Origin of the sequence: Enterobacter cloacae complex sp. 2024EL-00227 (assembly GCF_043945315.1) — a bacterium.
Taxonomy (GTDB): domain Bacteria; phylum Pseudomonadota; class Gammaproteobacteria; order Enterobacterales; family Enterobacteriaceae; genus Enterobacter; species Enterobacter roggenkampii.
The window spans coordinates 90,674-111,681 of the sequence record NZ_JBIMQP010000004.1 but is presented as its reverse complement, the minus strand read 5'-3'; the positions used below and the strand labels follow the sequence as shown (position 1 = coordinate 111,681).

At 58.4% G+C, this 21,008-nt stretch carries 24 protein-coding genes; 13 read left to right on the top strand and 11 right to left on the bottom strand.

The window, feature by feature from the left end; genetic code table 11:
• Positions 1–7 precede the first annotated feature (7 nt).
• The 4 genes from nrdE to ACHH0Z_RS09085 form a co-directional block, all read right to left on the bottom strand.
• Entirely contained in the window at positions 8–2,152 is a 2,145-nt protein-coding gene (gene nrdE / locus ACHH0Z_RS09100) for a class 1b ribonucleoside-diphosphate reductase subunit alpha (RefSeq protein ID WP_023344779.1), read from the bottom strand.
• Complete coding sequence (gene nrdI, locus ACHH0Z_RS09095) at positions 2,125–2,535, bottom strand: class Ib ribonucleoside-diphosphate reductase assembly flavoprotein NrdI (protein WP_045408746.1); 411 nt, start codon at positions 2,533–2,535, stop codon at positions 2,125–2,127. Before nrdI ends, nrdE begins: the two co-directional genes overlap by 28 nt.
• On the bottom strand, positions 2,532–2,771 hold the full coding sequence (gene nrdH / locus ACHH0Z_RS09090) for a glutaredoxin-like protein NrdH (RefSeq protein WP_008502570.1): 240 nt from the start codon (positions 2,769–2,771) through the stop codon (positions 2,532–2,534). The genes nrdI and nrdH overlap by 4 nt, the downstream gene beginning before the upstream one ends.
• Positions 2,772–3,014: 243 nt before the next feature.
• Positions 3,015–3,341: a DUF883 domain-containing protein gene (locus ACHH0Z_RS09085; RefSeq protein ID WP_008502569.1), complete on the bottom strand. Its 327-nt coding sequence runs from the start codon at positions 3,339–3,341 to the stop codon at positions 3,015–3,017.
• Between the two features lie 160 nt (positions 3,342–3,501).
• Here ACHH0Z_RS09085 and ACHH0Z_RS09080 point away from each other — a divergent pair, with 160 nt between their 5' ends.
• Positions 3,502–3,846, top strand: coding sequence for a DUF2002 family protein (locus tag ACHH0Z_RS09080; protein WP_008502568.1), 345 nt, complete (start codon positions 3,502–3,504; stop codon positions 3,844–3,846).
• Positions 3,847–3,878: 32 nt separating this feature from the next.
• On the opposite strand, the gene alaE is transcribed toward ACHH0Z_RS09080, so the two are convergent.
• A complete protein-coding gene (alaE, locus tag ACHH0Z_RS09075) occupies positions 3,879–4,328 on the bottom strand; it encodes an L-alanine exporter AlaE (protein ID WP_023294397.1) in 450 nt (149 codons plus the stop codon).
• Positions 4,329–4,820: 492 nt separating this feature from the next.
• Between alaE and stpA the strand changes: the two genes are divergently transcribed.
• Positions 4,821–5,225, top strand: coding sequence for a DNA-binding protein StpA (stpA, locus tag ACHH0Z_RS09070; RefSeq protein WP_008502566.1), 405 nt, complete (start codon positions 4,821–4,823; stop codon positions 5,223–5,225).
• A 38-nt stretch (positions 5,226–5,263) separates the two neighbouring features.
• Here stpA and ACHH0Z_RS09065 read toward each other — a convergent pair whose 3' ends face one another.
• The 3 genes from ACHH0Z_RS09065 to ACHH0Z_RS09055 form a co-directional block, all read right to left on the bottom strand.
• The gene (locus ACHH0Z_RS09065; RefSeq protein WP_008502565.1) at positions 5,264–5,443 is read right to left on the bottom strand and encodes a hypothetical protein; all 180 of its coding nucleotides are present in this window, start codon (positions 5,441–5,443) and stop codon (positions 5,264–5,266) included.
• A 79-nt stretch (positions 5,444–5,522) separates the two neighbouring features.
• Positions 5,523–6,044 carry a rhodanese family protein gene (locus ACHH0Z_RS09060; RefSeq protein WP_023344777.1) on the bottom strand — a complete coding sequence of 174 codons (522 nt, stop codon included), beginning with the start codon at positions 6,042–6,044 and terminating at the stop codon, positions 5,523–5,525.
• Positions 6,045–6,053: 9 nt separating this feature from the next.
• Positions 6,054–6,353, bottom strand: coding sequence for a helix-turn-helix transcriptional regulator (locus tag ACHH0Z_RS09055; protein WP_008502563.1), 300 nt, complete (start codon positions 6,351–6,353; stop codon positions 6,054–6,056).
• 181 nt (positions 6,354–6,534) lie between these two features.
• On the opposite strand from ACHH0Z_RS09055, the gene ACHH0Z_RS09050 reads away from it, so the two are divergent.
• Complete coding sequence (locus ACHH0Z_RS09050; RefSeq protein ID WP_008502562.1) at positions 6,535–6,693, top strand: YqaE/Pmp3 family membrane protein; 159 nt, start codon at positions 6,535–6,537, stop codon at positions 6,691–6,693.
• Here ACHH0Z_RS09050 and ACHH0Z_RS09045 read toward each other — a convergent pair.
• Complete coding sequence (locus tag ACHH0Z_RS09045) at positions 6,690–7,619, bottom strand: LysR substrate-binding domain-containing protein (RefSeq protein ID WP_008502561.1); 930 nt, start codon at positions 7,617–7,619, stop codon at positions 6,690–6,692. The genes ACHH0Z_RS09050 and ACHH0Z_RS09045 overlap by 4 nt on opposite strands.
• Positions 7,620–7,938: 319 nt before the next feature.
• On the opposite strand from ACHH0Z_RS09045, the gene ACHH0Z_RS09040 reads away from it, so the two are divergent.
• From ACHH0Z_RS09040 to ACHH0Z_RS09010, 7 genes are all read left to right on the top strand, one after another.
• The gene (locus ACHH0Z_RS09040; protein ID WP_008502560.1) at positions 7,939–8,544 is read left to right on the top strand and encodes an ankyrin repeat domain-containing protein; all 606 of its coding nucleotides are present in this window, start codon (positions 7,939–7,941) and stop codon (positions 8,542–8,544) included.
• A gap of 108 nt (positions 8,545–8,652) precedes the next feature.
• On the top strand, positions 8,653–10,194 hold the full coding sequence (fdrA, locus tag ACHH0Z_RS09035) for an acyl-CoA synthetase FdrA (RefSeq protein ID WP_045408749.1): 1,542 nt from the start codon (positions 8,653–8,655) through the stop codon (positions 10,192–10,194).
• Positions 10,194–11,609 carry a DUF1116 domain-containing protein gene (locus ACHH0Z_RS09030; protein WP_045408751.1) on the top strand — a complete coding sequence of 472 codons (1,416 nt, stop codon included), beginning with the start codon at positions 10,194–10,196 and terminating at the stop codon, positions 11,607–11,609. Before fdrA ends, ACHH0Z_RS09030 begins: the two co-directional genes overlap by 1 nt.
• 11 nt (positions 11,610–11,620) lie before the next feature.
• On the top strand, positions 11,621–13,174 hold the full coding sequence (locus ACHH0Z_RS09025) for a hypothetical protein (RefSeq protein ID WP_008502557.1): 1,554 nt from the start codon (positions 11,621–11,623) through the stop codon (positions 13,172–13,174).
• A complete protein-coding gene (locus ACHH0Z_RS09020) occupies positions 13,171–14,127 on the top strand; it encodes a carbamate kinase family protein (RefSeq protein WP_045353532.1) in 957 nt (318 codons plus the stop codon). Before ACHH0Z_RS09025 ends, ACHH0Z_RS09020 begins: the two co-directional genes overlap by 4 nt.
• A gap of 1 nt (position 14,128) precedes the next feature.
• A complete protein-coding gene (locus ACHH0Z_RS09015; RefSeq protein WP_045408753.1) occupies positions 14,129–15,508 on the top strand; it encodes an amidohydrolase family protein in 1,380 nt (459 codons plus the stop codon).
• A 126-nt stretch (positions 15,509–15,634) separates the two neighbouring features.
• Positions 15,635–16,369 (top strand): bifunctional 2-polyprenyl-6-hydroxyphenol methylase/3-demethylubiquinol 3-O-methyltransferase UbiG, encoded by a 735-nt coding sequence (locus tag ACHH0Z_RS09010; protein WP_045408755.1) that lies wholly within the window; start codon positions 15,635–15,637, stop codon positions 16,367–16,369.
• Here ACHH0Z_RS09010 and ACHH0Z_RS09005 read toward each other — a convergent pair.
• A complete protein-coding gene (locus ACHH0Z_RS09005; protein ID WP_025912360.1) occupies positions 16,363–16,965 on the bottom strand; it encodes a short chain dehydrogenase in 603 nt (200 codons plus the stop codon). The two genes, ACHH0Z_RS09010 and ACHH0Z_RS09005, sit on opposite strands and share 7 nt — an antisense overlap.
• 97 nt (positions 16,966–17,062) lie before the next feature.
• Here ACHH0Z_RS09005 and ACHH0Z_RS09000 point away from each other — a divergent pair, with 97 nt between their 5' ends.
• The 3 genes from ACHH0Z_RS09000 to ACHH0Z_RS08990 all read left to right on the top strand — a co-directional run bounded on the left by ACHH0Z_RS09000 (position 17,063) and on the right by ACHH0Z_RS08990 (position 19,746).
• The gene (locus tag ACHH0Z_RS09000) at positions 17,063–17,950 is read left to right on the top strand and encodes a LysR family transcriptional regulator (protein ID WP_025912359.1); all 888 of its coding nucleotides are present in this window, start codon (positions 17,063–17,065) and stop codon (positions 17,948–17,950) included.
• A gap of 19 nt (positions 17,951–17,969) precedes the next feature.
• Positions 17,970–19,151 carry a PLP-dependent aminotransferase family protein gene (locus ACHH0Z_RS08995; protein WP_045408761.1) on the top strand — a complete coding sequence of 394 codons (1,182 nt, stop codon included), beginning with the start codon at positions 17,970–17,972 and terminating at the stop codon, positions 19,149–19,151.
• A gap of 85 nt (positions 19,152–19,236) precedes the next feature.
• Entirely contained in the window at positions 19,237–19,746 is a 510-nt protein-coding gene (locus ACHH0Z_RS08990) for a DUF6622 family protein (protein ID WP_021241976.1), read from the top strand.
• A gap of 83 nt (positions 19,747–19,829) precedes the next feature.
• Here ACHH0Z_RS08990 and ACHH0Z_RS08985 read toward each other — a convergent pair whose 3' ends face one another.
• The gene (locus tag ACHH0Z_RS08985) at positions 19,830–20,999 is read right to left on the bottom strand and encodes an HlyD family efflux transporter periplasmic adaptor subunit (protein WP_086374946.1); all 1,170 of its coding nucleotides are present in this window, start codon (positions 20,997–20,999) and stop codon (positions 19,830–19,832) included.
• Between the last annotated feature and the right edge of the window lie 9 nt (positions 21,000–21,008).

The following is a 21,008-nucleotide window of genomic DNA, read 5'->3' as shown; positions in this document are numbered from 1 at the left end:
TTTCTCCTTACAGCGCGCAGGACACGCAGCCTTCGATTTCGGTGCCTTCCAGCGCAAGCTGGCGCAGGCGAATGTAGTAGAGCGTCTTGATACCTTTCTTCCACGCGTAGATCTGCGCTTTGTTGATGTCCCGCGTGGTGGCGGTATCCGGGAAGAACAGCGTCAGCGACAGCCCCTGATCCACGTGTTTCGTCGCCTCGGCGTAGGTATCGATGATTTTTTCCGGGCCAATCTCGTATGCGTCCTGATACAGCGCCAGGTTCTCGTTGATCATAAACGGGGCAGGGTAGTAAACGCGTCCGGTTTTGCCTTCTTTGCGAATTTCAATCTTCGACACGATCGGGTGAATGCTCGACGTGGCGTGGTTGATGTAGGAGATAGAGCCGGTTGGCGGCACCGCCTGCAGGTTCTGGTTGTAGATGCCGTAGCGCATCACGTCATCACGCAGCTGCTGCCACATCTCGCGCGTCGGCAGAACGATCCCGGCGCGGGCAAACAGCTCCCTTACTCGCGCCGTTTTCGGCTGCCAGTCGCCTTCCAGATACTGGCTGAAATACTCTCCGCTGGCGTAGCGCGACTGTTCAAAGCCCGCGAAACGCTGGTTGCGCTCGCGCGCCAGCATCATCGAGGTATGCAGCGCGTGCCAGGTGACGGTGTAAAAATAGAGGTTGGTGAAGTCCAGCCCTTCCGGGCTGCCGTAGGCGATGCCTTCCCGCGCCAGGTAGCCGTGCAGGTTCATCTGCCCGAGGCCAATGGCGTGCGACGCGGCGTTGCCCGCCTCGATGGACGGCACGCTGCGGATGTGGCTCATGTCCGACACCGCCGTCAGCCCGCGAATGGCGGTTTCTATCGTGCGGCCAAAGTCGGGGGAATCCATGGTGTGGGCGATATTCAGCGACCCGAGGTTGCAGGAGATGTCTTTGCCGATCTCCGCGTAGTCCAGATTCTCGTCATAGCGGGAGGCGCTGTTGACCTGCAAAATCTCCGAGCACAGGTTGCTCATGTTGATGCGTCCGGCAATCGGGTTTGCGCGGTTCACCGTGTCCTCGTACATGATGTACGGATAGCCGGACTCAAACTGAATTTCGGCAAGCGTCTGGAAGAAATCGCGGGCGTTGATGGTTTTTTTGCGGATGCGATCGTCTGCCAGCAGCTCGTCGTACAGCTCGCTTATCGCCACGTCGCCAAAGGCTTTGCCGTAAATCCGCTCGACGTCATACGGCGAGAAGAGCGCCATGTCGGCATTCTCTTTAGCCAGCTTAAAGGTGATATCCGGGATCACCACGCCCAGCGACAGGGTTTTTATGCGGATTTTTTCGTCGGCGTTTTCGCGCTTGGTATCGAGGAAACGCAGAATGTCGGGGTGGTGCGCGTGCAGATAAACCGCGCCCGCGCCCTGACGCGCGCCAAGCTGGTTGGCGTAGGAGAAGGCATCTTCCAGCATCTTCATGACCGGGATCACGCCGGAGGACTGGTTTTCGATGCGCTTAATCGGCGCGCCCGCTTCACGCAGGTTCGAGAGCATAAACGCCACGCCGCCGCCGCGTTTGGAGAGCTGCAGCGCCGAGTTCACCGCGCGGCCTATCGACTCCATATTATCTTCAATGCGCAGCAGGAAGCAGGAGACCAGTTCACCGCGCTGGGCTTTGCCGCAGTTGAGAAAGGTCGGCGTGGCGGGCTGGAAGCGGCCGGAGAGGATCTCGTCGGTGAGCTGTTGCGCCAGCGCTTCATCGCCCTGCGCCAGGGTCAGCGCGACCATCACCACGCGATCTTCAAAGCTTTCTAAGTAGCGCTTACCGTCGAAGGTCTTCAGGGTGTAGCTGGTGTAGAACTTCCACGCGCCAAGGAACGTCTGGAAACGAAAGCCGCTGGCGTGGGCGCGTTCAAACAGCTTCACGACGAAGGCGCGTGCGTAGCGGGTGAGGACGCGTGCGTCGTAGTAACCTTCGTTAACCAGGTGGTCGAGACGTTCATCCTGGCTCGCGAAGGTCACGCTGTTGGGCCGCACGTGGGCGGCAAAAAAGGCGTCCACCGCCTCACGGTCTTTATCAAACTGAATGCGTCCCTCCCGGTCATAGAGGTTAAGCATCGCGTTTAATGCGTGGTAATCCGGCGTCGCCTGTATTACCCGTTCTGCGGTTGTCGTTGCCAAAATTCGTTCACTCCTTTACGCACGTTTTCGACGTCCTGCTGCGTCCCCATCAGCTCAAAGCGATAGAGATACGGCACGCCGCATTTTTGAGAGATGACATCTCCGGCGCGGCCAAAGGCATCGCCGAAATTGCGATTGCCCGCCGCGATCACGCCTCGGATTAGCCCGCGGTTATGCGGATCGTTCAGAAAGCGGATCACCTGGCGAGGCACAGCGCCCGCCGTACCGCCGCCGCCGTAGCTGGGCACCACCAGAATGTACGGTTCTCCTACCCGGATGCGCTCCCGCTCGTTAAGGGGAATGCGCACCGCAGGCAGCCCGACGCGCTCCATAAAACGGAGCGTGTTTTCCGAGCTGCTGGAGAAGAAGACCAGCCGAATCATGCCCGTGCGGCCTGCGCGGCGATGCGGTTGATCATGTCCGGACGGAAGCCAGACCAGCTGGTCTCCCCGGCCACCACCACCGGAAGCTGACGGAAACCCTGCGCGCGAAGGGTATCGGCGGCCTCGGGCTGCTGGTCAATATTCACCATCTCAAACGCCACGCCGCGGCTTTCCATCGCCCGTTTGGTCGCGTGGCACTGAACACAATCGTTACGAGTGTAAATAATAATGCTCATGATTCGTATTTCCATTTAAAATGAGAGAGCGGCGCGAATCATCGCGTCAGGTTGTGTGTATCTTGCTAAAAGGAATACTAGATGTAGTTGTCTTAAGTTTCAACCATACAAGATATGGGAAATTTAGATTGATGATGCCCTGATGATGAGCACAGCGGGGCAGGGGGTGTTGTACGGGTTTTTCAGGCTTGCGGGCATTAAAAAGCCCCGGCGCCAGCGGCGACCGGGGCTAATGGCTCGCGCTTACTTACGCAGGCTAAGCAGAGCGCCGACGAAGATCCCGACTGCCGCTACCGTGCCGAGCGTGCAGAGCGGTTTTTCGCGCACGAAGGTCGTTGCGCAGCTGACGGCATCGCAGGCAGCCTGTGTGGTACGCGTGCGGCCATTTAGGCGTGCGCGGGTTTCACGGAGCAGAGACTGAGCCTTACGTTTTGCGGCATCCGCTTCGTCCTTCGCGTCACTTCCCCAGGATTTCAGCACCTCTTCCAGCGTGTCTGCTAATTGGCTGACATCATTACGAATATCCTGAGCGTCGTCGTTAATATCGTTTCGGTTCGGTCTGTTAAACATACGATCCTCCGTAATTTTGTGTTCCCGTTCAGTTTAGTTCAGAAATTTAATATCTGAAGCGCATCACGCGATATCCGCCAGTTTATGGACTATTCTGAAAGCCCTGCTAATGCTGAATACTGTAAGGTTGCCGGGCAGGAAAAGATAACGAGGAAAAGATATGTATTTACGACCTGACGAGGTGGCACGCGTTCTTGAAAAAGAGGGATTCACCATGGATGAGGTGACGCCAAAAGCGTATGGATATCGCCGTGGCGAGAATTATGTTTACGTTAATCGTGAAGCAAGAATGGGACGTACCGCTCTCATTATTCACCCGACGTTGAAAGACAGAAGTCTGTCATTTGCTGAGCCTGCCTCGGATATTAAAACCTGCGATCATTATCAGCAATTTCCGCTCTATTTAGGCGGAGAGACGCATGAGCATTATGGTATTCCGCATGGTTTCAGCTCGCGTATGGCGCTGGAACGGTTTTTGAAGGGACTGTTTGGCGACGTACAGTAAATTTGCGACTGGCCTGCGCCAGTCGCTTCACATCACGCTTTAGCCTGGCTGTACTGGCTGACCTTAAACAGGCGGCGACAGTAGTCGAGGAAATAGCCATATACCGCCCCCATCAGCATTGAAATCACAATATTCGAACTGACCGCCGCCGCGATCTGGTGCCAGTCCGCGCCCACCGTCAGCAGAATGGCCACGTAAACCGGCGACTGGAACGTCACATAGGCCAGAACGTCTGCCAGATTTTTCACCCAGCCTGCGGGGCTGACACGCCGCGCGAAGCGCATGACGGCATCGCGGTATAAACCGTAAGGCCAGGCAATAATAATATTGACCGGAATCGCCACCAGACGAGAAGAAAGTGACTGCTCGAAGGACATTCCGGAGAGGAATATTTCGATCAGCATGTTCACAACGGAACAGTAAACAACCATCGCGAAAGTATCCGCCACAGCATGGCGAAGGCGTGATTGCGGTGAGAACATGTCTGAACTCCTTGAGAAGAACACAAAAGAAACGATTTTCCCGAAGCGGTTAGTGCTTTAGGTTGGTTTGTTTGACGTGTATAGCGTATATCTCTACGTTTGAAGTAACAACTAGTGATTAATTTTTATTTAATCGCGTTTTGTCCACAAAATTCTCTAAAATTGATGGTTTTTTGTTCGCTTCGTTATAATCTGTCTCGTGCGATGATTTTTGGTTTTAAATCATTGGCTTAACTATCTTGATGTTGAAAGGTGAGTCAGTGCTTTTGTGGGGAGCGAAGAATGCTGAAATTTTGATTAAGGTTGACCCTTTATATTGCAGTGATGATTGAATCCCTGCGTATCGCTCAGACGTTATAAGATAATATTAACGGCGACAGTAAACATATTTACGCTATTGACTGGCCAGCCTGCGGGTAGATATTTCAGCGGAAATGAATTATTCTGTCGGTGATTTATCTATTTACCCTAAACAAAAGGTTTTCAAATAATATGTCTTTGACGTTACAGAATCTTAATAATATCCGAACTCTGCGCGCCATGGCACGCGAATTATCCCTGGACGTTCTTGAGGAAATGCTGGAAAAAGTCAGGGTCGTTGCTGAAGAGAAACGTAGTGAGCTGGCGGAATTAGAGCAGCAGAGAGCCGAGCAGCAGGAGAAAATTAATGCTCTGCTGGAGCGGATGAAAGCCGATGGTATTTCACCGACCGATCTGCTGGGCTCTGAACTGGCGCAGACGGGTAAATCCACGAAAAAGCGTAAGCCGCGTGAAGCGAAATACCGCTTTATTGACCAGAACGGTGAAGAGAAAACGTGGACCGGCCAGGGCCGTACGCCGAAGCCTATTGCCAGCGCGCTGGCAGAGGGGAAATCACTGGATGATTTTCTGATCTAATGCGTGAACCGGGCGGAACATACCGCCCGGCACTCTTTTCAGCAGACGCCGAAATCACCGTCTTCGGTATACGGCGCCAGCTCGGCGGCTTTCAGGGTATATTTCTCGCCTTGTTCATTGCTGGCCTGTACCGCCACCACGCTTTCACCGTTCACTTCGAGCACTTTCAGCTTCGGGCCGCCTTTACGCGGTTGTACATAATCACCGACAGAAAACATATTACCTCCTCATCGTTTTAGCGATCTTCACCTTAGCCCACGTATGACACCGGGTACAGCGTATTTCACCGATTACTGCTTATGAGGTACGCCGGTTCCAGGGCATCACCTTCAGCAGCCGCGCCATGCCGCAAAAACCGGTTACACCGGCGAACAGCAGCCCGGCCCCCACGAAGCCGCTGAGCAGGAAAAAGCCGTCTGAGACGCTATAGCCCAGCACTACGCCGCAGAGAATGAGCAGCCCGGCAGCGATTTGCACCTGACGCATCAGCGGCAGCGGCTGGGTTTTGTCTTCGACTGTCTGCAGACCCGCCTGCTTCCAGCCCTGAATGCCTCCTTCGACCACAAATGCCTGAGCGGGGGCGGCCGCCTGCGCAAGGCGATCGGCATTGCCTGAGGTGCGGGCGCCAGACTGGCAGTGAAAAATCACCGTTTCGCCCGCCTGCGTTTTAAGTCCGCCGGGTAAGGTATTCAGCGGCACGGACTGCGCGGCGGGAATATGCTCGCGGGCGTACTCGTCGGCATCACGAATATCAATCAGTTTTGCGCCATCGGCGATGCGGGCATTGGCCTCGCGCGGCGAAAGAAGGGGAAGTGACATGGCGGCTCCTTACGGGCAATAAAGGGTTTTCAGGGTGCTGATGAGCTGATGCACCGCGTCGTTTTTAATGAAATAGAGAATGCGCTGCGCCTCGCGGGTGCTGGCGATCAGGCCTTCCTCACGCATGCGCGCCAGATGCTGCGACGTGGCGGAAGGACTCAGGCCCGTCGCGCGGGCCAGCTCCCCCGCGCTGGTGCCGGGGGCGCCGCACAGCGTGCAGAGGATCAGCAGCCGACGCGGGTTGCTCATCGCTTTTAAAAGCGTTGCGGCCTGCTCTGCGCTGGCCTGAAGCTGTTCGAGTTCAGTCATAGTACTTTAGCGTTTACTTAATTAAGGCAATGCTAAAGTAATTGTGCGCCTTACGCCAGCGTAAAAAGCGTAAAAGAGGGTAAACGCGGAGCAGGGATCTGGCGCAGACAGGTAAACTGGCTATGCTTAGAAAGGGTTCTCTCTATTATTTTCAATGGATTAGCTTGCACGGGGTTTTAATATGGGTTTTTGGCGTATTGTTTTTACCATCCTGCTACCGCCGCTGGGCGTGCTGTTGGGCAAAGGGCTTGGCTGGGCGTTTATCATCAACATTCTTCTGACGCTGCTGGGCTACTTCCCCGGCCTCATACACGCGTTTTGGGTACAGAGCAAAAGCTAAGCGCGCCACAGTAAATCGCTATAGATATCGGTCAGCACCCCCGCTGGACCAAACTGCTGTTTGATCCAGCGCGTGACCTGGCCTGTCGCGGCATGCTGCGTGGCGAGCAGCATGCGCGAATCCTGACGCGGGTTATTGATACGCCGCGTCACCAGCAGCCCATCTTCCACCGCGTCCCGCGCCATATACTCCGGTAAAAAACCTATCCCTTCGCCCAGGATCTGACACTGGCATTTGGTATTAAAGTCCGGCACCAGAATCGCCTCCTGACCGTGCAGCAGCCAGCCCACCTTCTTGTTAATGGTGTGTGCGGTATCTTCCACCATGATGTTGGGATACAGGCGCAGCTGGCTCTCCGCTATCGGTTCCGGAACGAACGCCAGCGGATGCGCCGGCGCAATGGCAAACACCCAGCGGATGGCGCCGATCTCGGTGTAGTCAATCCCACCGCCGTCGAGCAGCGTGTCCGGTGCGCCAATGGCGATATTGGCCTGGTTATTGATGATCGAATCCCACACGCCGTTGTAGACCTCGGTGGTGACGGTGATCTGGCAGGTCGGAAACTGTTTTTTCAGCACCTGGAGCAGCCGCGCGGTATGGCGCGGCGTATATAACAGCTGGTTGATACAGATGCGCACCCGCGCCTCGATGCCCTGTGAAATGGTATCAATCCCGCGCTTGATGGCGTGGAAGTCGTTAAGCAGGTCGGTGGCTTTGCGGTAAAAGTAGAACCCGGACTCGGTCAGCTCAATGCTGCGCGTGTTACGCACAAACAGCACCACGTCCAGCCCGGTTTCCATCCGCTTGATGGTGTAACTGATGGCGGAGGTGGTGACGCCCAGCTCGGCAGCCGCCTTGCTGAAGCTGCCGAAGCGTGCGGCGGTGGTGAAGGCCAGCAGGTTCTCTTCGGTAAAGATGGAATTCATATCACAGCTTCCTCAGTCATCAGTTTTGAACATATTTTAACAACGCCTTTACAACACATTTGAAGCCGATCACAGTTCTGACTCTTTACGCAGGGCCCCGTCATGCAAGGCTTTTTCAACCATACGAATAATGCAGCCTGAGGCGCTAAAAAGCGGTTAAACATAAGAAAAAGGTTGCACGGACGCACGTTTTATCCTGACTGTTGAATTTATCTCAACAATGAATTCACTGTCGATGAATCATTTTTAAGCGGATTCTTTTATGACCAGGCTGTTGCTATTCTCGGGTCAAGAGCAATAAAACATCGGGAGTCTGAATATGTCTGCAACTGAACTGGTTACGGAATTTCTGCTGGCGGCAGAAGAGGGAAATAGCGATGCGCTAAAAGCCTGTCTGGAAAAAGGCGTGGATATTAACGCCACTAACCGCCAGAAAAGAACCGCCGTTACGATTGCCAGCCTGAAAAAACACTATTCCTGCGTGGCGTTATTAATTGCCGCCGGGGCAGATATTGATAAACAGGACCAGACCTGTTTTAACCCCTTCCTGATCAGCTGCCTGACGAACGATTTAACCCTCCTGCGGCTGGTATTACCCGCGAATCCGGATCTCGACCGCCTTACCCGCTTCGGCGGCGTGGGCATTACCCCTGCCAGTGAAAAAGGGCACGTGGAGATCGTGCGCGAGCTGCTGGAAAAAACCGACATTAACGTTAACCACACCAACTTTGTCGGCTGGACGCCGCTGCTGGAAGCCATTGTGTTAAACGACGGCGGTGCGAAACAGCAAGAGATTGTGAAGCTGCTGCTGGATCACGGCGCGAACCCGCACATGACCGACAAATACGGCAAAACCCCGCTCGAACTGGCGCGGGAGAAAGGCTTCACTGAGATTGCCGACCTGCTGCTGGCGGCGGGCGCGTAACACGACCGGTCAGCCCGTTCCGGCTGGCCGCTAATTTAAAAAAGCATTTTTACCGACGTGCATTTTGCACGACGGCGGCCTCCTTTTATCCGTAAACAGGTGCAAATAATGCCAACGAAAATCGTGATTAAAAAGAATACGTATTATGACTCCGTGTCATTAATGTCCGTTTCCACCAAAGCCAATAAATTGCCGGGCGTCGAGCAGGCCTTTGTCGCCATGGCGACGGAGATGAATAAGGGCGTATTAAAAAACCTCGGGCTGTTAACGCCGGAATTAAATGAGGCGAAAAACGGCGACCTGATGATCGTCATTAAAGGCGACGCGGCAAATGATGAAACCCTGGCGGCCATCGAAGCGCTGTTTACGCGTAAAGAGCCCGCGGGCTCCCATGAAGCGCGCTACGCGACGATTGCCAGCGCCAAAAAACATCGCCCGGAGAGCAACCTCGCGGTGATTTCCGTCAACGGCACCTTCGCTGCCCGCGAAGCGCGCCAGGCGCTGGAACACGATCTCAACGTGATGCTCTTCTCCGATAACGTGTCGCTCGACGACGAGCTGGCGCTGAAGCAGCTGGCGCATAAGAAAGGGCTGCTGATGATGGGGCCGGACTGCGGCACCGCCATCATCAACGGCGCGGGATTGTGCTTCGCCAACGCGGTGCGTCGCGGGCCGATTGGCATCGTCGGCGCGTCCGGCACCGGCAGCCAGGAGCTAAGCGTGCGCATCCATGAATTCGGCGGTGGCGTGTCGCAGCTGATTGGCACCGGCGGGCGCGATCTTAGCGAGAAGATCGGCGGCCTGATGATGCTCGACGCCATCGACATGCTGGAAGCCGACGAGGGCACAGAGGTGATTGCGCTGATCTCCAAGCCGCCGGCGCCAGCCGTGGCAGAGAAGGTGCTGGCCCGCGCCAAAGCCTGCCGCAAGCCGGTGGTTGTTTGCTTCCTCGGGCGCAATGAACCGCCCGCCGATGAAGACGGCCTGCAGTTTGCGCGCGGCACCAAAGAGGCGGCGCTCAAGGCCGTTTTGCTTACCGGCATCAAAAAAGAGTCCCTCGATCTGCACCCGCTCAACTGGCCATTGATTGAAGAAGTGCGCGCCCGCCTGACCCCGCAGCAGAAGTACATTCGCGGCCTGTTCTGCGGCGGCACCCTGTGCGACGAGGCGATGTTTGCGGCGCTTGCGAAATTCGACGACGTCTACAGCAACATCCAGCCGGATCCGGCTAAGCGCCTGAGCGACATAAGCGTCAGTAAAGCCCATACCTTCCTCGACTTTGGCGACGATGAGTTCACCAACGGCAAGCCGCACCCGATGATCGACCCGACCAACCGCATCAGCCGCCTGCTGCAGGAGGCGCGCGATCCGGAAGTGGGCGTCATCGTGATGGACTTCGTGCTGGGCTTCGGCGCGCACGAGGATCCGGTAGGGGTGATGATCGAGGCGATCAAAGAGGCGCAGGCCATCGCGAAAGCCGATAACCGTCCGCTTGAGATCCTCGGCTACGTGCTCGGCACCGACCAGGATCCGCAGTCGCTGGCGCAGCAGTGCCAGCGGCTGACCGACGCAGGCGTCATCTGGGCCAGCAGCAGCACCAATACCGGATTACTGGCACGCGAATTTGTCTGCAAAGGGGAGAACGCATAATGACCACCTTATTCAACCAGCCGCTGAACGTCATTAACGTCGGCATTGCGATGTTCAGCGACGATCTTAAAAAGCAGCACGTACCCGTGACCCCGCTCGACTGGACGCCACCGGGGCAGGGCAATATGCAGGTGGTGGAAGCGCTCGACCAGCTGGCGGAAAAACCGCTGGCGGAGAAGATCGCCGCCGCCAACCAAATCGCCCTTGAGCGCATTATCCTGTCCCATCCGGTGTTGGTGGGCTATGACCAGGCGATTAACGTTGTGCCGGGGATGACCCGCACCACCATTCTGCACGCCGGTCCGCCAGTCTCCTGGGAAAACATGTGCGGCGCGATGAAGGGCGCGGTCACCGGGGCGCTGGTGTTTGAAGGTCTGGCGAAAGATCTGGACGACGCGGCACGGCTTGCCGCCTCAGGGGAGATCGCCTTCTCGCCGTGCCACGAGCACGACTGCGTGGGCTCGATGGCGGGCGTCACCTCCGCGTCGATGTTTATGCACATCGTGGAGAACAAAACCTACGGCAACCGCGCGTTCACCAACCTCAGCGAGCAGATGGCGAAGATCCTGCGCATGGGCGCCAACGACCAGAGCGTCATCGATCGCCTGAACTGGATGCGCGACGTGCTCGGCCCGATGCTGCGCGACGCGATGAAGATTATCGGCGAAATCGACCTGCGCCTGATGCTGGCCCAGGCGCTGCACATGGGCGATGAGTGCCACAACCGCAACAATGCGGGCACCACGCTGCTGATCCAGGCGCTGACCCCGGGGCTGATCCAGGCGGGCTATCCGGTTGAGCAGCAGCGCGAGGTGTTCGAGTTTGTCGCCAGCAGCGACTACTTCTCCGGCCCGACGTGGATGGCGATGTGTAAAGCCGCGCTGGACGCCGCCCACGGCATTGAATACAGCACCGTCGTGACCACCATGGCGCGCAACGGCTACGAGTTCGGCCTGCGCGTCTCCGGCCTGCCGGGGCAGTGGTTCACCGGCCCGGCGCAGCAGGTGATTGGCCCAATGTTCGCTGGCTATAAGCCGGAGGATTCCGGGCTGGACATCGGCGACAGCGCGATCACCGAAACCTACGGCATCGGCGGCTTTGCGATGGCGACGGCGCCGGCAATCGTGGCGCTGGTGGGCGGCACGGTGGAGGAAGCCATCGACTTCTCCCGTCAGATGCGCGAAATCACCCTTGGCGAAAACCCGAACGTCACCATTCCGCTGCTCTCCTTTATGGGGATCCCGACCGCCATCGACATCACGAAGGTCGCGGGCAGCGGCATTCTGCCGGTCATTAATACCGCCATTGCCCACAAAGACGCGGGCATCGGCATGATTGGGGCGGGCATCGTTCACCCGCCGTTTAGCTGTTTTGAAAAGGCGCTGTTGACCTTCCGCGATCGCTACTTTTTATAAGGCATGCATCCATGAAAAACATGAAACTGGAGTGGAAAAGAGGTGACTGGGCGGCGTATTTCGGGTTGATGACCAACAACCTGACCAATCTGCTGACCATGATGGGGTTGCTCATTTTTGTCGTCGGCATCCCGAAGGAGATTGTTTATGGACGCATTGCGCCAGCCTTCGGGCTGGCGGTATTGGCCGCGAGTATTTGCTATGCGTGGTTCGGCATGCAGATGGCGCGCCAGACCGGGCGTACGGACGTCACCGCGCTGCCGTCCGGCCCCAGCGCGCCGTCCATTTTTACCGTGACCTTCCTGGTGCTGATGCCGGTCTATCAGCAAACGGGCGATGCGGAGTTCGCGATTCAGATTGGCCTGGTGTGGTGCTTCGTGGAGGCGATGATCCTGGCGGGCGGTTCGTTCCTCGGTGAAACCATCCGCAAGATGATCCCGCGCACCGTGCTGCTGTCGTGCCTCTCCGGCCTGGGCCTGCTGCTGCTGGCGATGAACCCGATGCTGCAGGCGTTCGAAGCGCCGACCGTGTCGTTCATCGTCCTGCTGCTGATCTTCATCAACTGGTTCGGTAAAAAGCCGATTTTCGCCAAAATCCCGACCGGTCTGCTGTTGCTGATTGCCGGTACGGCCCTGGCGTGGATCTCCGGTCTGCAAAGCCCGGAAGCGATCAAAGCCTCCATGTCATCGTTCGGCTTTAACCCGCCGCAGGTGCATGTGGAGGGCTTCCTGCAGGGCTTGCCGCATGCGCTGCCGTATCTGGCCTCTGCCGTGCCGCTGGGGCTGGCGAACTACATCTTTGACCTGGAGAACATCGAAAGCGCTCACGCGGCGGGGGATGAATACCCGACGCGTAAAGTCATGCTGGCGAACGGTCTGGCCTCCATGCTCGGCTGCCTGATGGGCAACCCGTTCCCGGTGACGGTCTACGTCGGCCATCCCGGCTGGAAAGCGATGGGCGCGAGCATCGGCTACACCCTGGCTTCCGGCGTGACCATGTTCATCGTGCCGCTGTTCGGGCTGGGAGCCTTTATGCTCGCCATCATCCCGATGACCGCCATCGTGCCGATTCTGGTGTTTATCGGCGTGGTCACCGCCAACCAGGTGGTGAGGGAAACGCCGAAGGTGGAAGTGCCGGTGATCTTCATCTGCCTGTTCCCGTGGATCGCCAACTGGGCGCTGACCATGATGAACAGCGTGATGGGGGCGGCGGGCACGAATGCCGCCAAAATCGGTACCGATGTGCTGCACAGCAAAGGGATCTACTACGAAGGACTCGTCCATCTGGGGAACGGGGCACCGCTCGCCAGTATGCTCTGGGGCTGTATCGCCATTTTCGCCATCATCAATAAACCGCTGCGCGGCGCCGTGGCTGCCGCGGGCGGGGCACTGCTGGCGCTGTTCGGGGTGATCCACGCGCCGGTGGTGGGCTTTGCCGAAGGCAGTTCGCTGATGTTCGTCACCGCGTATCTGATGATGGGCGGCATGTTTGTGGTGAAGCATTTTCTCGACAGCCGGGAAGTGACGAGCGCTGCGTCGGGTACTGTTGCGAAGGAACACGTATGAAAGAGCTTATGGTCGTTGCCATCGGCGGCAACAGCATTATCAAAGACAACGCCAGCCAGTCGATTGAACATCAGGCGCAGGCGGTTAAAGCGGTGGCAGAGTCGGTGCTCGAAATGCTGGCCTCCGACTATGACATCGTGCTCACCCACGGCAACGGTCCGCAGGTGGGGCTGGATCTGCGCCGCGCCGAAATCGCCCACGAGCGGGAAGGGCTCCCGCTGACCCCGCTGGCAAACTGCGTGGCGGACACCCAGGGCGGCATCGGCTACCTCATTCAGCAGGCGCTGAACAACCGCCTTGCCGCGCGCGGGGAGCAAAAAGCGGTCACGGTCGTCACGCAGGTGGAGGTGGATAAAAACGATCCCGGTTTCACGCACCCCACGAAGCCGATCGGCGCGTTCTTCAGCGAGGCGCAGCGCGACGAGCTGCAGCGCGCGCACCCGGACTGGCACTTTGTTGAGGATTCGGGCCGGGGATATCGTCGCGTGGTGGCCTCCCCGCAGCCGCTGCGCATTGTCGAGGCCGATGCGATCAAGACCCTGACGCAAAAAGGCTTTGTGGTGATTGGCGCGGGCGGCGGCGGGATTCCGGTGGTGCGCACTGAGCAGGGCGATTACCAGAGCGTCGACGCGGTGATCGATAAAGATCTCTCCACCGCGCTGCTGGCGCGCGAGATCCGCGCCGACGTGCTGGTGATCACCACCGGCGTGGAGAAGGTGTGCATCCACTTTGGCAAGCCAAACCAGCAGGCGCTGGACACGGTGAGCGTGGCGCAGATGACGCGTTACAAAGACGAGGGCCATTTCCCGGCGGGCAGCATGCTACCCAAAATCGTCGCCTCGCTGGCGTTTTTACACCACGGCGGCAAGCGCGTGATCATCACCTCGCCGGACTGCCTGCCCGCCGCGCTGCGCGGAGAAACCGGTACCCATATTGTGAATGAAGGAAGATAAGATGAGTGAAAATAAAAGCCGCCGTGAATTTATCAGCCAGAGCGGCAAAATGGTCACCGCCTGCGCGCTGTTTGGCGCGACCGGTTCCGTCGCGTATGCTGCCGACTCCGCAAAACCAACCTGCGAGACGGGTAAACCGATGACCATCACCGCGAAACATTACTATCTGGACAACGTGCTGCTCGAAGCCGGGTTTAATTTTGACGGCAACGTGGCGACGAGCACCCGCACCGAGCTGAAAACGCTGGAGATTCAAGACGGGAAGATCGTCGCCCTGCGCGACAACAAGCGCCACGACGACGCCACGCTGCCGCACTACGACGCGGGCAACACGCTGATGCTCCCGGCAATGCGCGACATGCACATCCACCTGGATAAAACCTTTTACGGCGGCCCGTGGCGTTCCCTCAACCGCCCGGCGGGCACCACCATTCAGGATATGATCCGCCTGGAACAGAAGCTGCTGCCTGAGCTCCAGCCCTACACCCAGGAGCGTGCGGAAAAGCTGATCGACCTGATCCAGTCAAAAGGCTCCACCCTCGCCCGCAGCCACTGCAATATAGAGCCGGTTTCCGGCCTGAAGAATCTCGAAAACCTGCAGGCGGTGCTGGCGCGCCGCAAGCCCGGATTTGACTGCGAGATCGTTGCCTTTCCGCAGCACGGCCTGCTGCTGTCGAATTCCGAAAAGCTGATGCGCGAGGCGATGCAGGCCGGGGCGCACTACGTGGGCGGGCTGGACCCGACCAACGTCGACGGCGCGATGGAGAAATCTCTCGATCTGATGTTCCAGATTGCGCTGGACTACGACAAAGGGGTGGACATTCACCTGCACGAAACCAGCCCGGCGGGCGTGGCGGCGGTGAACTACATGGTCGAAACCGTGGAGAAAACCCCGCAACTGAAGGGCAAGCTGACCATCAGCCACGCCTTCGCGCTGGCCACGCTCGACGAGCAGCAGGTGGATGAGATTGCTACCCGCATGGCGGCGCAGCAGGTGACTATCGCCTCCACCGTGCCGATTGGCACCCTGCATATGCCGCTGAAGCAGCTGCGGGACAAGGGCGTGTTTGTGATGACCGGCACCGACAGCGTAATCGACCACTGGTCGCCGTACGGTCTGGGGGACATGCTGGAAAAAGCGAATCTCTACGCCCAGCTCTACATCCGCCCGAACGAGCAGACGCTCTCCCGCGCGCTGGGAATTGCGACCGGCGACGTGCTGCCGCTGAACGACAAAGGTGAACGCGTGTGGCCGAAAGCGCAGGACGACGCCAGCTTTGTGCTGGTGGACGCCTCCTGTTCCGCCGAGGCGGTGGCGCGCATCTCCCCGCGCACCGCGACGTTCCATAAGGGCAATCTGGTCTGGGGTACGGTGGGCTAAAAGCGAGCCGGGTGGCGGCTTCGCCTTACCCGGCCTACTGAACCCCTCAAATCGTAGGCCGGGTAAGCGCAGCGCCACCCGGCAATGTTTTATACTGGGCGTCACATTATTAAAGAGGGATCTGCCATGGCACAAAACATCTACGACAACCCGGCGTTTTTTGAAGGCTACGCTCAGCTTCCGCGCTCGGTGCAGGGGCTGGACGGTGCGCCGGAGTGGCCCGCGCTTAAGGCCATGCTGCCGGATTTAACCGGTAAATCGGTTGTCGATCTCGGCTGCGGCTACGGCTGGTTCTGCCGCGCCGCGCGCGAACTGGGCGCCTCTGAGGTCACGGGCGTTGATATCTCCGAAAAGATGCTCGCCCGCGCAGCGGAGCTTACGGCGGATCCAAAGATTCACTATCAGCGCAGCGATCTGGACGCTCTCAAGCTCGACGAAAGCAGCCTCGACCTCGTCTACAGCTCGCTGGCGCTGCATTACCTTCCGGAACTGGACACGTTATTTGCCAGGGTTCAGCGCGCGCTCAAGCCCGGCGGGAGGCTGGTCTTTTCCATGGAGCACCCGATTTACACCTGCGCCTCGCGTCAGGGCTGGCTGACCGATGATAACGGCGAGCGGTTCTGGGGCGTGAATCATTATCAGGACGAAGGCCAGCGCGTCAGCAACTGGCTGGCGGACGGGGTGATCAAATACCACCGCACGCTCGGCACCACGCTTAACGCGCTGATTAAGGCCGGATTAACGATAAGCAACGTCAACGAATGGGGGCCAACGCAGGCGCAGATTGACGCCTGGCCCGCGCTGGCCGAAGAGGCGGAGCGCCCGATGCTGGTGCTGATCGCCGCCCGCAAGGCTCAGTAGCCGACCTTGTACACCCGCCCGGTCTGCACGCCTTCCACGCTGCGACGATAGGCTTGCGCCACCGTGGCGGCAGGCACGCTTTCGAAGCCCGGGAAGAAGCCATCGTACGTGTCGACCGATTCGGTGAGCACCGTTGGGCTAATCAGGTTGATGCGGATCCCGCGCGGCAGTTCGCAGGCTGCGGCGCGAACAAACCCTTCCAGCGCCGCGTTCACCGTGGTGGCATTTACCCCCTGCGCAATCGGCTCGTGCGCCACGATCCCGCTTATCAGCGTAATCGAGCCGCCTTCGTTCAGGTAGTGCTGGCCGGTCAGCGCCAGGCGCACCTGCCCGAGCAGCTTATCCTGCAGGCCCTGGTTGAAGTCACTGTCCTTCATGGTCGCGAGCGGGCCGAAGTAGAGGCCGCCGCTGGCGGACACAATGGCATCCACCTGGCCGATTTTCTCAAACAGCGCCTGAACGCTCGCCTGCGAGGTGATATCTACCTGCTCGTCGCCCTGCGTGCGGCCCACGCGGATGACCTCGTGGCGACGACTCAGCTCATCCGTTACCGCACGACCGACCGTACCGCTGGCACCAATAATGACGATTTTCATAGCCGACTCCTTATGTTGTGAGCCTTCATTCTTTAATAAATTAAAAGTCGGATAAACTGGGCTAAAGTTAGAAGATTGCTAACCAGAGGTTTGGAATATGGATAAGCTTCGCAGCATGGAGACGTTTATTGCCGTGGTGGAAAGCGGCAGCTTCACCGGCGCGGCGGCGCGGCTGGAGATGTCGGCGGTGATGGTGGGCAAATACGTTGCGCTGCTGGAAGCACAGTTGGGCACCCGACTGCTGGAGCGTAACACGCGCCGCCAGAGCCTGACGGATGCCGGACGCGTCTATTTTGAAGAAGCCCGACGGGTTCTGGAGCAGGTGTCGATTGCCGAAAGCGCGGTTGAACGGCTGCGTGCCACGCCGTCAGGCACCCTGCGCGTCACGGCGCCTACGTCGTTTGGCGGCTGCGCGATCGCCCCGCTGACGGCAACCTTTTTGCAGCGCTACCCGGAGGTACGCATCGAGCTGGATCTGACTAACCGGATGGTCGATCTGGTGGAAGAGGGCGTCGATCTGGCCATTCGCATTGGCGACATTCATAACGACGATCTGGTGGCGAAATACCTGTGCCCCTACAACATGGTGATCTGTGCCGCGCCGGACTATTTAGCGCAACACGGCACGCCGCAAACGCCAGACGATCTGGTGGATCACCTCTGTCTTTCGCACACGGTGTGGACCGCGCGCAACGAGTGGCGGCTGCCGGGCGTGGAAGGGGAGGTGCGCTGGAAGCGCGATGCCGTTTTACGATGCAATGACGGCTATGGCTTACGCATGGCGGCGCGCGCGGGGGCGGGGCTGTTGCTGCAGCCGGAGGTGCTGGTGGCGGAAGAGCTGGCAACCGGCAGGCTGGTTCGGGTAATGGAACCGTTCACGCCCGCGCCGAGGCCGGTGCATTTATTGTGGCGTCAGGATTTGCGGCCGCTGCCTAAGCTGACGGAATTTATTGCCCATATTCTGCTAAGATTGGGCACAATATAAAAAAGAAGGTAATCAAAGAATGTCTGCAAACAAACTCGCCCGCAGCGCGCAGGGCCTGCAATCCTCTGCCATCCGTGAATTATTAAAACATAGCAAAATGGCGGGCGTGATTTCGCTGGGTGGGGGTATCCCAAACCCGGACCTGTTCGATCGCGAAGGGCTGAAAATTGCCTCTGATGCCGTCTTATCGCAGCATTTTGGGGAAGCATTCCAGTATGGCCTGACGGAAGGCGTGCCGGGGCTGCGCGAAGAAATTAAACGCATCTGCGAGGGGCGCGGCATCACCTGTAAGGCCGATGATGTCGTCATTACCTCCGGCTCTCAACAATCTCTGGACGTGCTGGCGCGCGCGTTAATTAATCCGGGCGATACGGTTGTCGTTGAGCGTCCAACCTATCTTGCTGCGCTGCAGGTCTTTGGCCTGGCGCAGGCCAACTTTGAATCCGTCGGCACCGACGGTGACGGCATGAAGGTCGATGAACTTGAGGCGTTGGTGGCAAAGAAAACCATCAAAGCGGTCTATATCGTTCCAACCTTTGGTAACCCAGGTGGCGTTACGCTGTCTGAGGCGCGCCGTAAACAGCTGGTGGCACTCTCGAAGCGCTATGACTTCGTGATTATCGAAGACGATCCGTACAGCGAAATTAACTATACCGATGACGTCTTCCGCCCGTTAATTGCCCATGCCAAAGATATCGGCAACGAAGAGAACGTGGTGTATACCTCCACCTTCTCTAAAATCCTCGCGCCGGGTACCCGCGTGGGCTGGGTGGTGGTACCGGAGTGGCTGAAGCGCGCGGTGGTGAACCTTAAGCAAACCACCGATCTGCACACCAGCACGCTGTCGCAGCTGATGACATATGAGTACCTGAAGACCGGCCGTCTGGCCGATCAGATTAAAACGATCCGCGAGGCCTATCGCCAGAAATACCGGACGTTCGCCACGGAGCTGGAAGCCGAGCTGGGCGACGTGATGTCGTTCCACAAGCCGAAGGGGGGCATGTTCCTGTGGGCGAAAATGAACAACGGCATGAACACTACCCGCTGGCTGGAAAAAACCTTAAGCAACGGCGTAGTCTTTGTGCCGGGCGAATTTTTCTACTGCAACGAGCCGGACCAGACAACGCTGCGCATGTCATTCGTCACCCCAACGGATGAGCAGCTGATAGAAGCGATTCGACGCCTGAAAAAATCGCTGTAAAAGACCTGCGCATAACGGTGGTTTTGCCGTTATGCGCAATACGCGTTCAGGGCGGCACGGGCCGCAATCGTCCATGGAGATCTCCATGTTTGAATTTCTGATCGGTGTTGTGACGCACACGCCCGTCTGGGTGTGGGTGCTGTTTATCTTCCTTATCTCCCGCGGCCTTAAAGCCCGACGGCCCGCCACCGTGACGCTGGAGCGGCTTGCCATTATTCCGGGCATCTTTCTTATCTGGGATATTTACGATCTGATAGTCTATCGCACGCTGACTCCCGGGACTGTTGCATTGTGGACGGCGGGGATCCTTGCCGGTGCCGCGCTGGGGTATGTCCTGATTAAGCAGGCTGTGATTACCCGCGCAGAGGCGCCGCGCAGCCTTTACCGGCAGGCCGACTACACCGCGCTGCCGTTTATGATGCTGGCGTTCGGGGTGAAGTATGTGCTGGGCGTGATGAGCGCGGTCTCTCCCCAGACGATGCAGCAGCCCGCCATGAGCGCGCTGGCGATCGTCTCCGGCGGCATGTTTGCCGGCGTCTTTATCGGGAAATTTGCGCGCTATGTTGGAGTCTATGTCGCCCGGGTTCCGGTCTGATGCCCTCACCCCAACCCTCTCCCGCAGGGAGAGGGAGAAAACCATGTAGGCCGGGTAAGGCGCAGCCGCCACCCGGCGATTGACTACCGCTCCCTCAGCGCCTCTTTCGCCCGGTTAAACGGCTTAATCAGATAATCCAGCACCGTTTTCTCGCCGGTCTTAATGTCTACCGTGGCAATCATCCCCGGCACAATCGAGAAATGCCTGCCCGCCTTATTGACCAGGTAATCCTGGCTGGTGCGGATAAACACCCGGTAATAAAACACCTCCGGCTTGGCCTCATCCTGAATGGTGTCCGGGGAAATGGTCTCGACCACGCCGTGCAGCCCGCCGTAAATGGCGTAGTCGTAGGCGGTGATTTTGACCAGCGCCTCCTGGTTCGGGTGGATAAAAGCGATATCACGCGGCGAGAGGCGGGTTTCGATCAGCAGGTGATCGTCCACTGGCACAATCTCCATTAGCTCGCCGTTGGGCGGGATCACCCCGCCGATGGTGGTGACCTTGATGTTTTTGACGATCCCGCGCACCGGAGATTTAACCGTCAGGCGGGTGACGGAATCCTGACGGCCCTTGAGGATCGCCGAGACCATATCCACCTCCGCGTTGGCTTTCGAGAGCGCCTCGCGGGCCTGGACGTAATACTGCGAACGCACGTCGGTGAGCTTCAGCTCCAGATCGCTTTTCTGCCGCTGCAGGCGCAGCACCTCCACGTGGCTGGCGGCCCCGGTCTTTACCAGCCGCTGGGTAATGGCCAGCTCTTTGTTAGCCAGATCTAACGCGGCGCGAAGCTCCCGCTGGGTATCCTCCAGCTGCGCGCGGCGCGAGTTGTACAGCCGGGTTTCGTCGGCAATCAGATCCGGCCATTTCGCCAGCGAAGGCGGGAACTTCAGCGGCAGATCGTTTACCTCGGCGTAGAGGCGGGCGCTGGAGGCCAGCGAGGCGCGGTAGCGCGCCGCGCTTTCGCCGACGTTTGACTCGGAACGGGTCGGATCAAGCCGCGCCAGCACCTGCCCGGCCTGCACCTGATCGCCCTCGTGGACGTTCAGCTCGGTGAGGATCCCGCCGTCGAGAGACTGTAAGACCTGCTCGCGCGAGCTGGGGATCACTTTCCCCGATCCGGTTGACACCTCATCCAGCACGCCAAACCACGCCCAGACGCCCAGCACCACAAACATCAGCAGCGAGAAGATCACGATCCGGCGCGCGCCGGTGTAGCCGCTTTCGGAGTCGAGGGCGTTATCCAGATCGTCCATTGCCGCCAC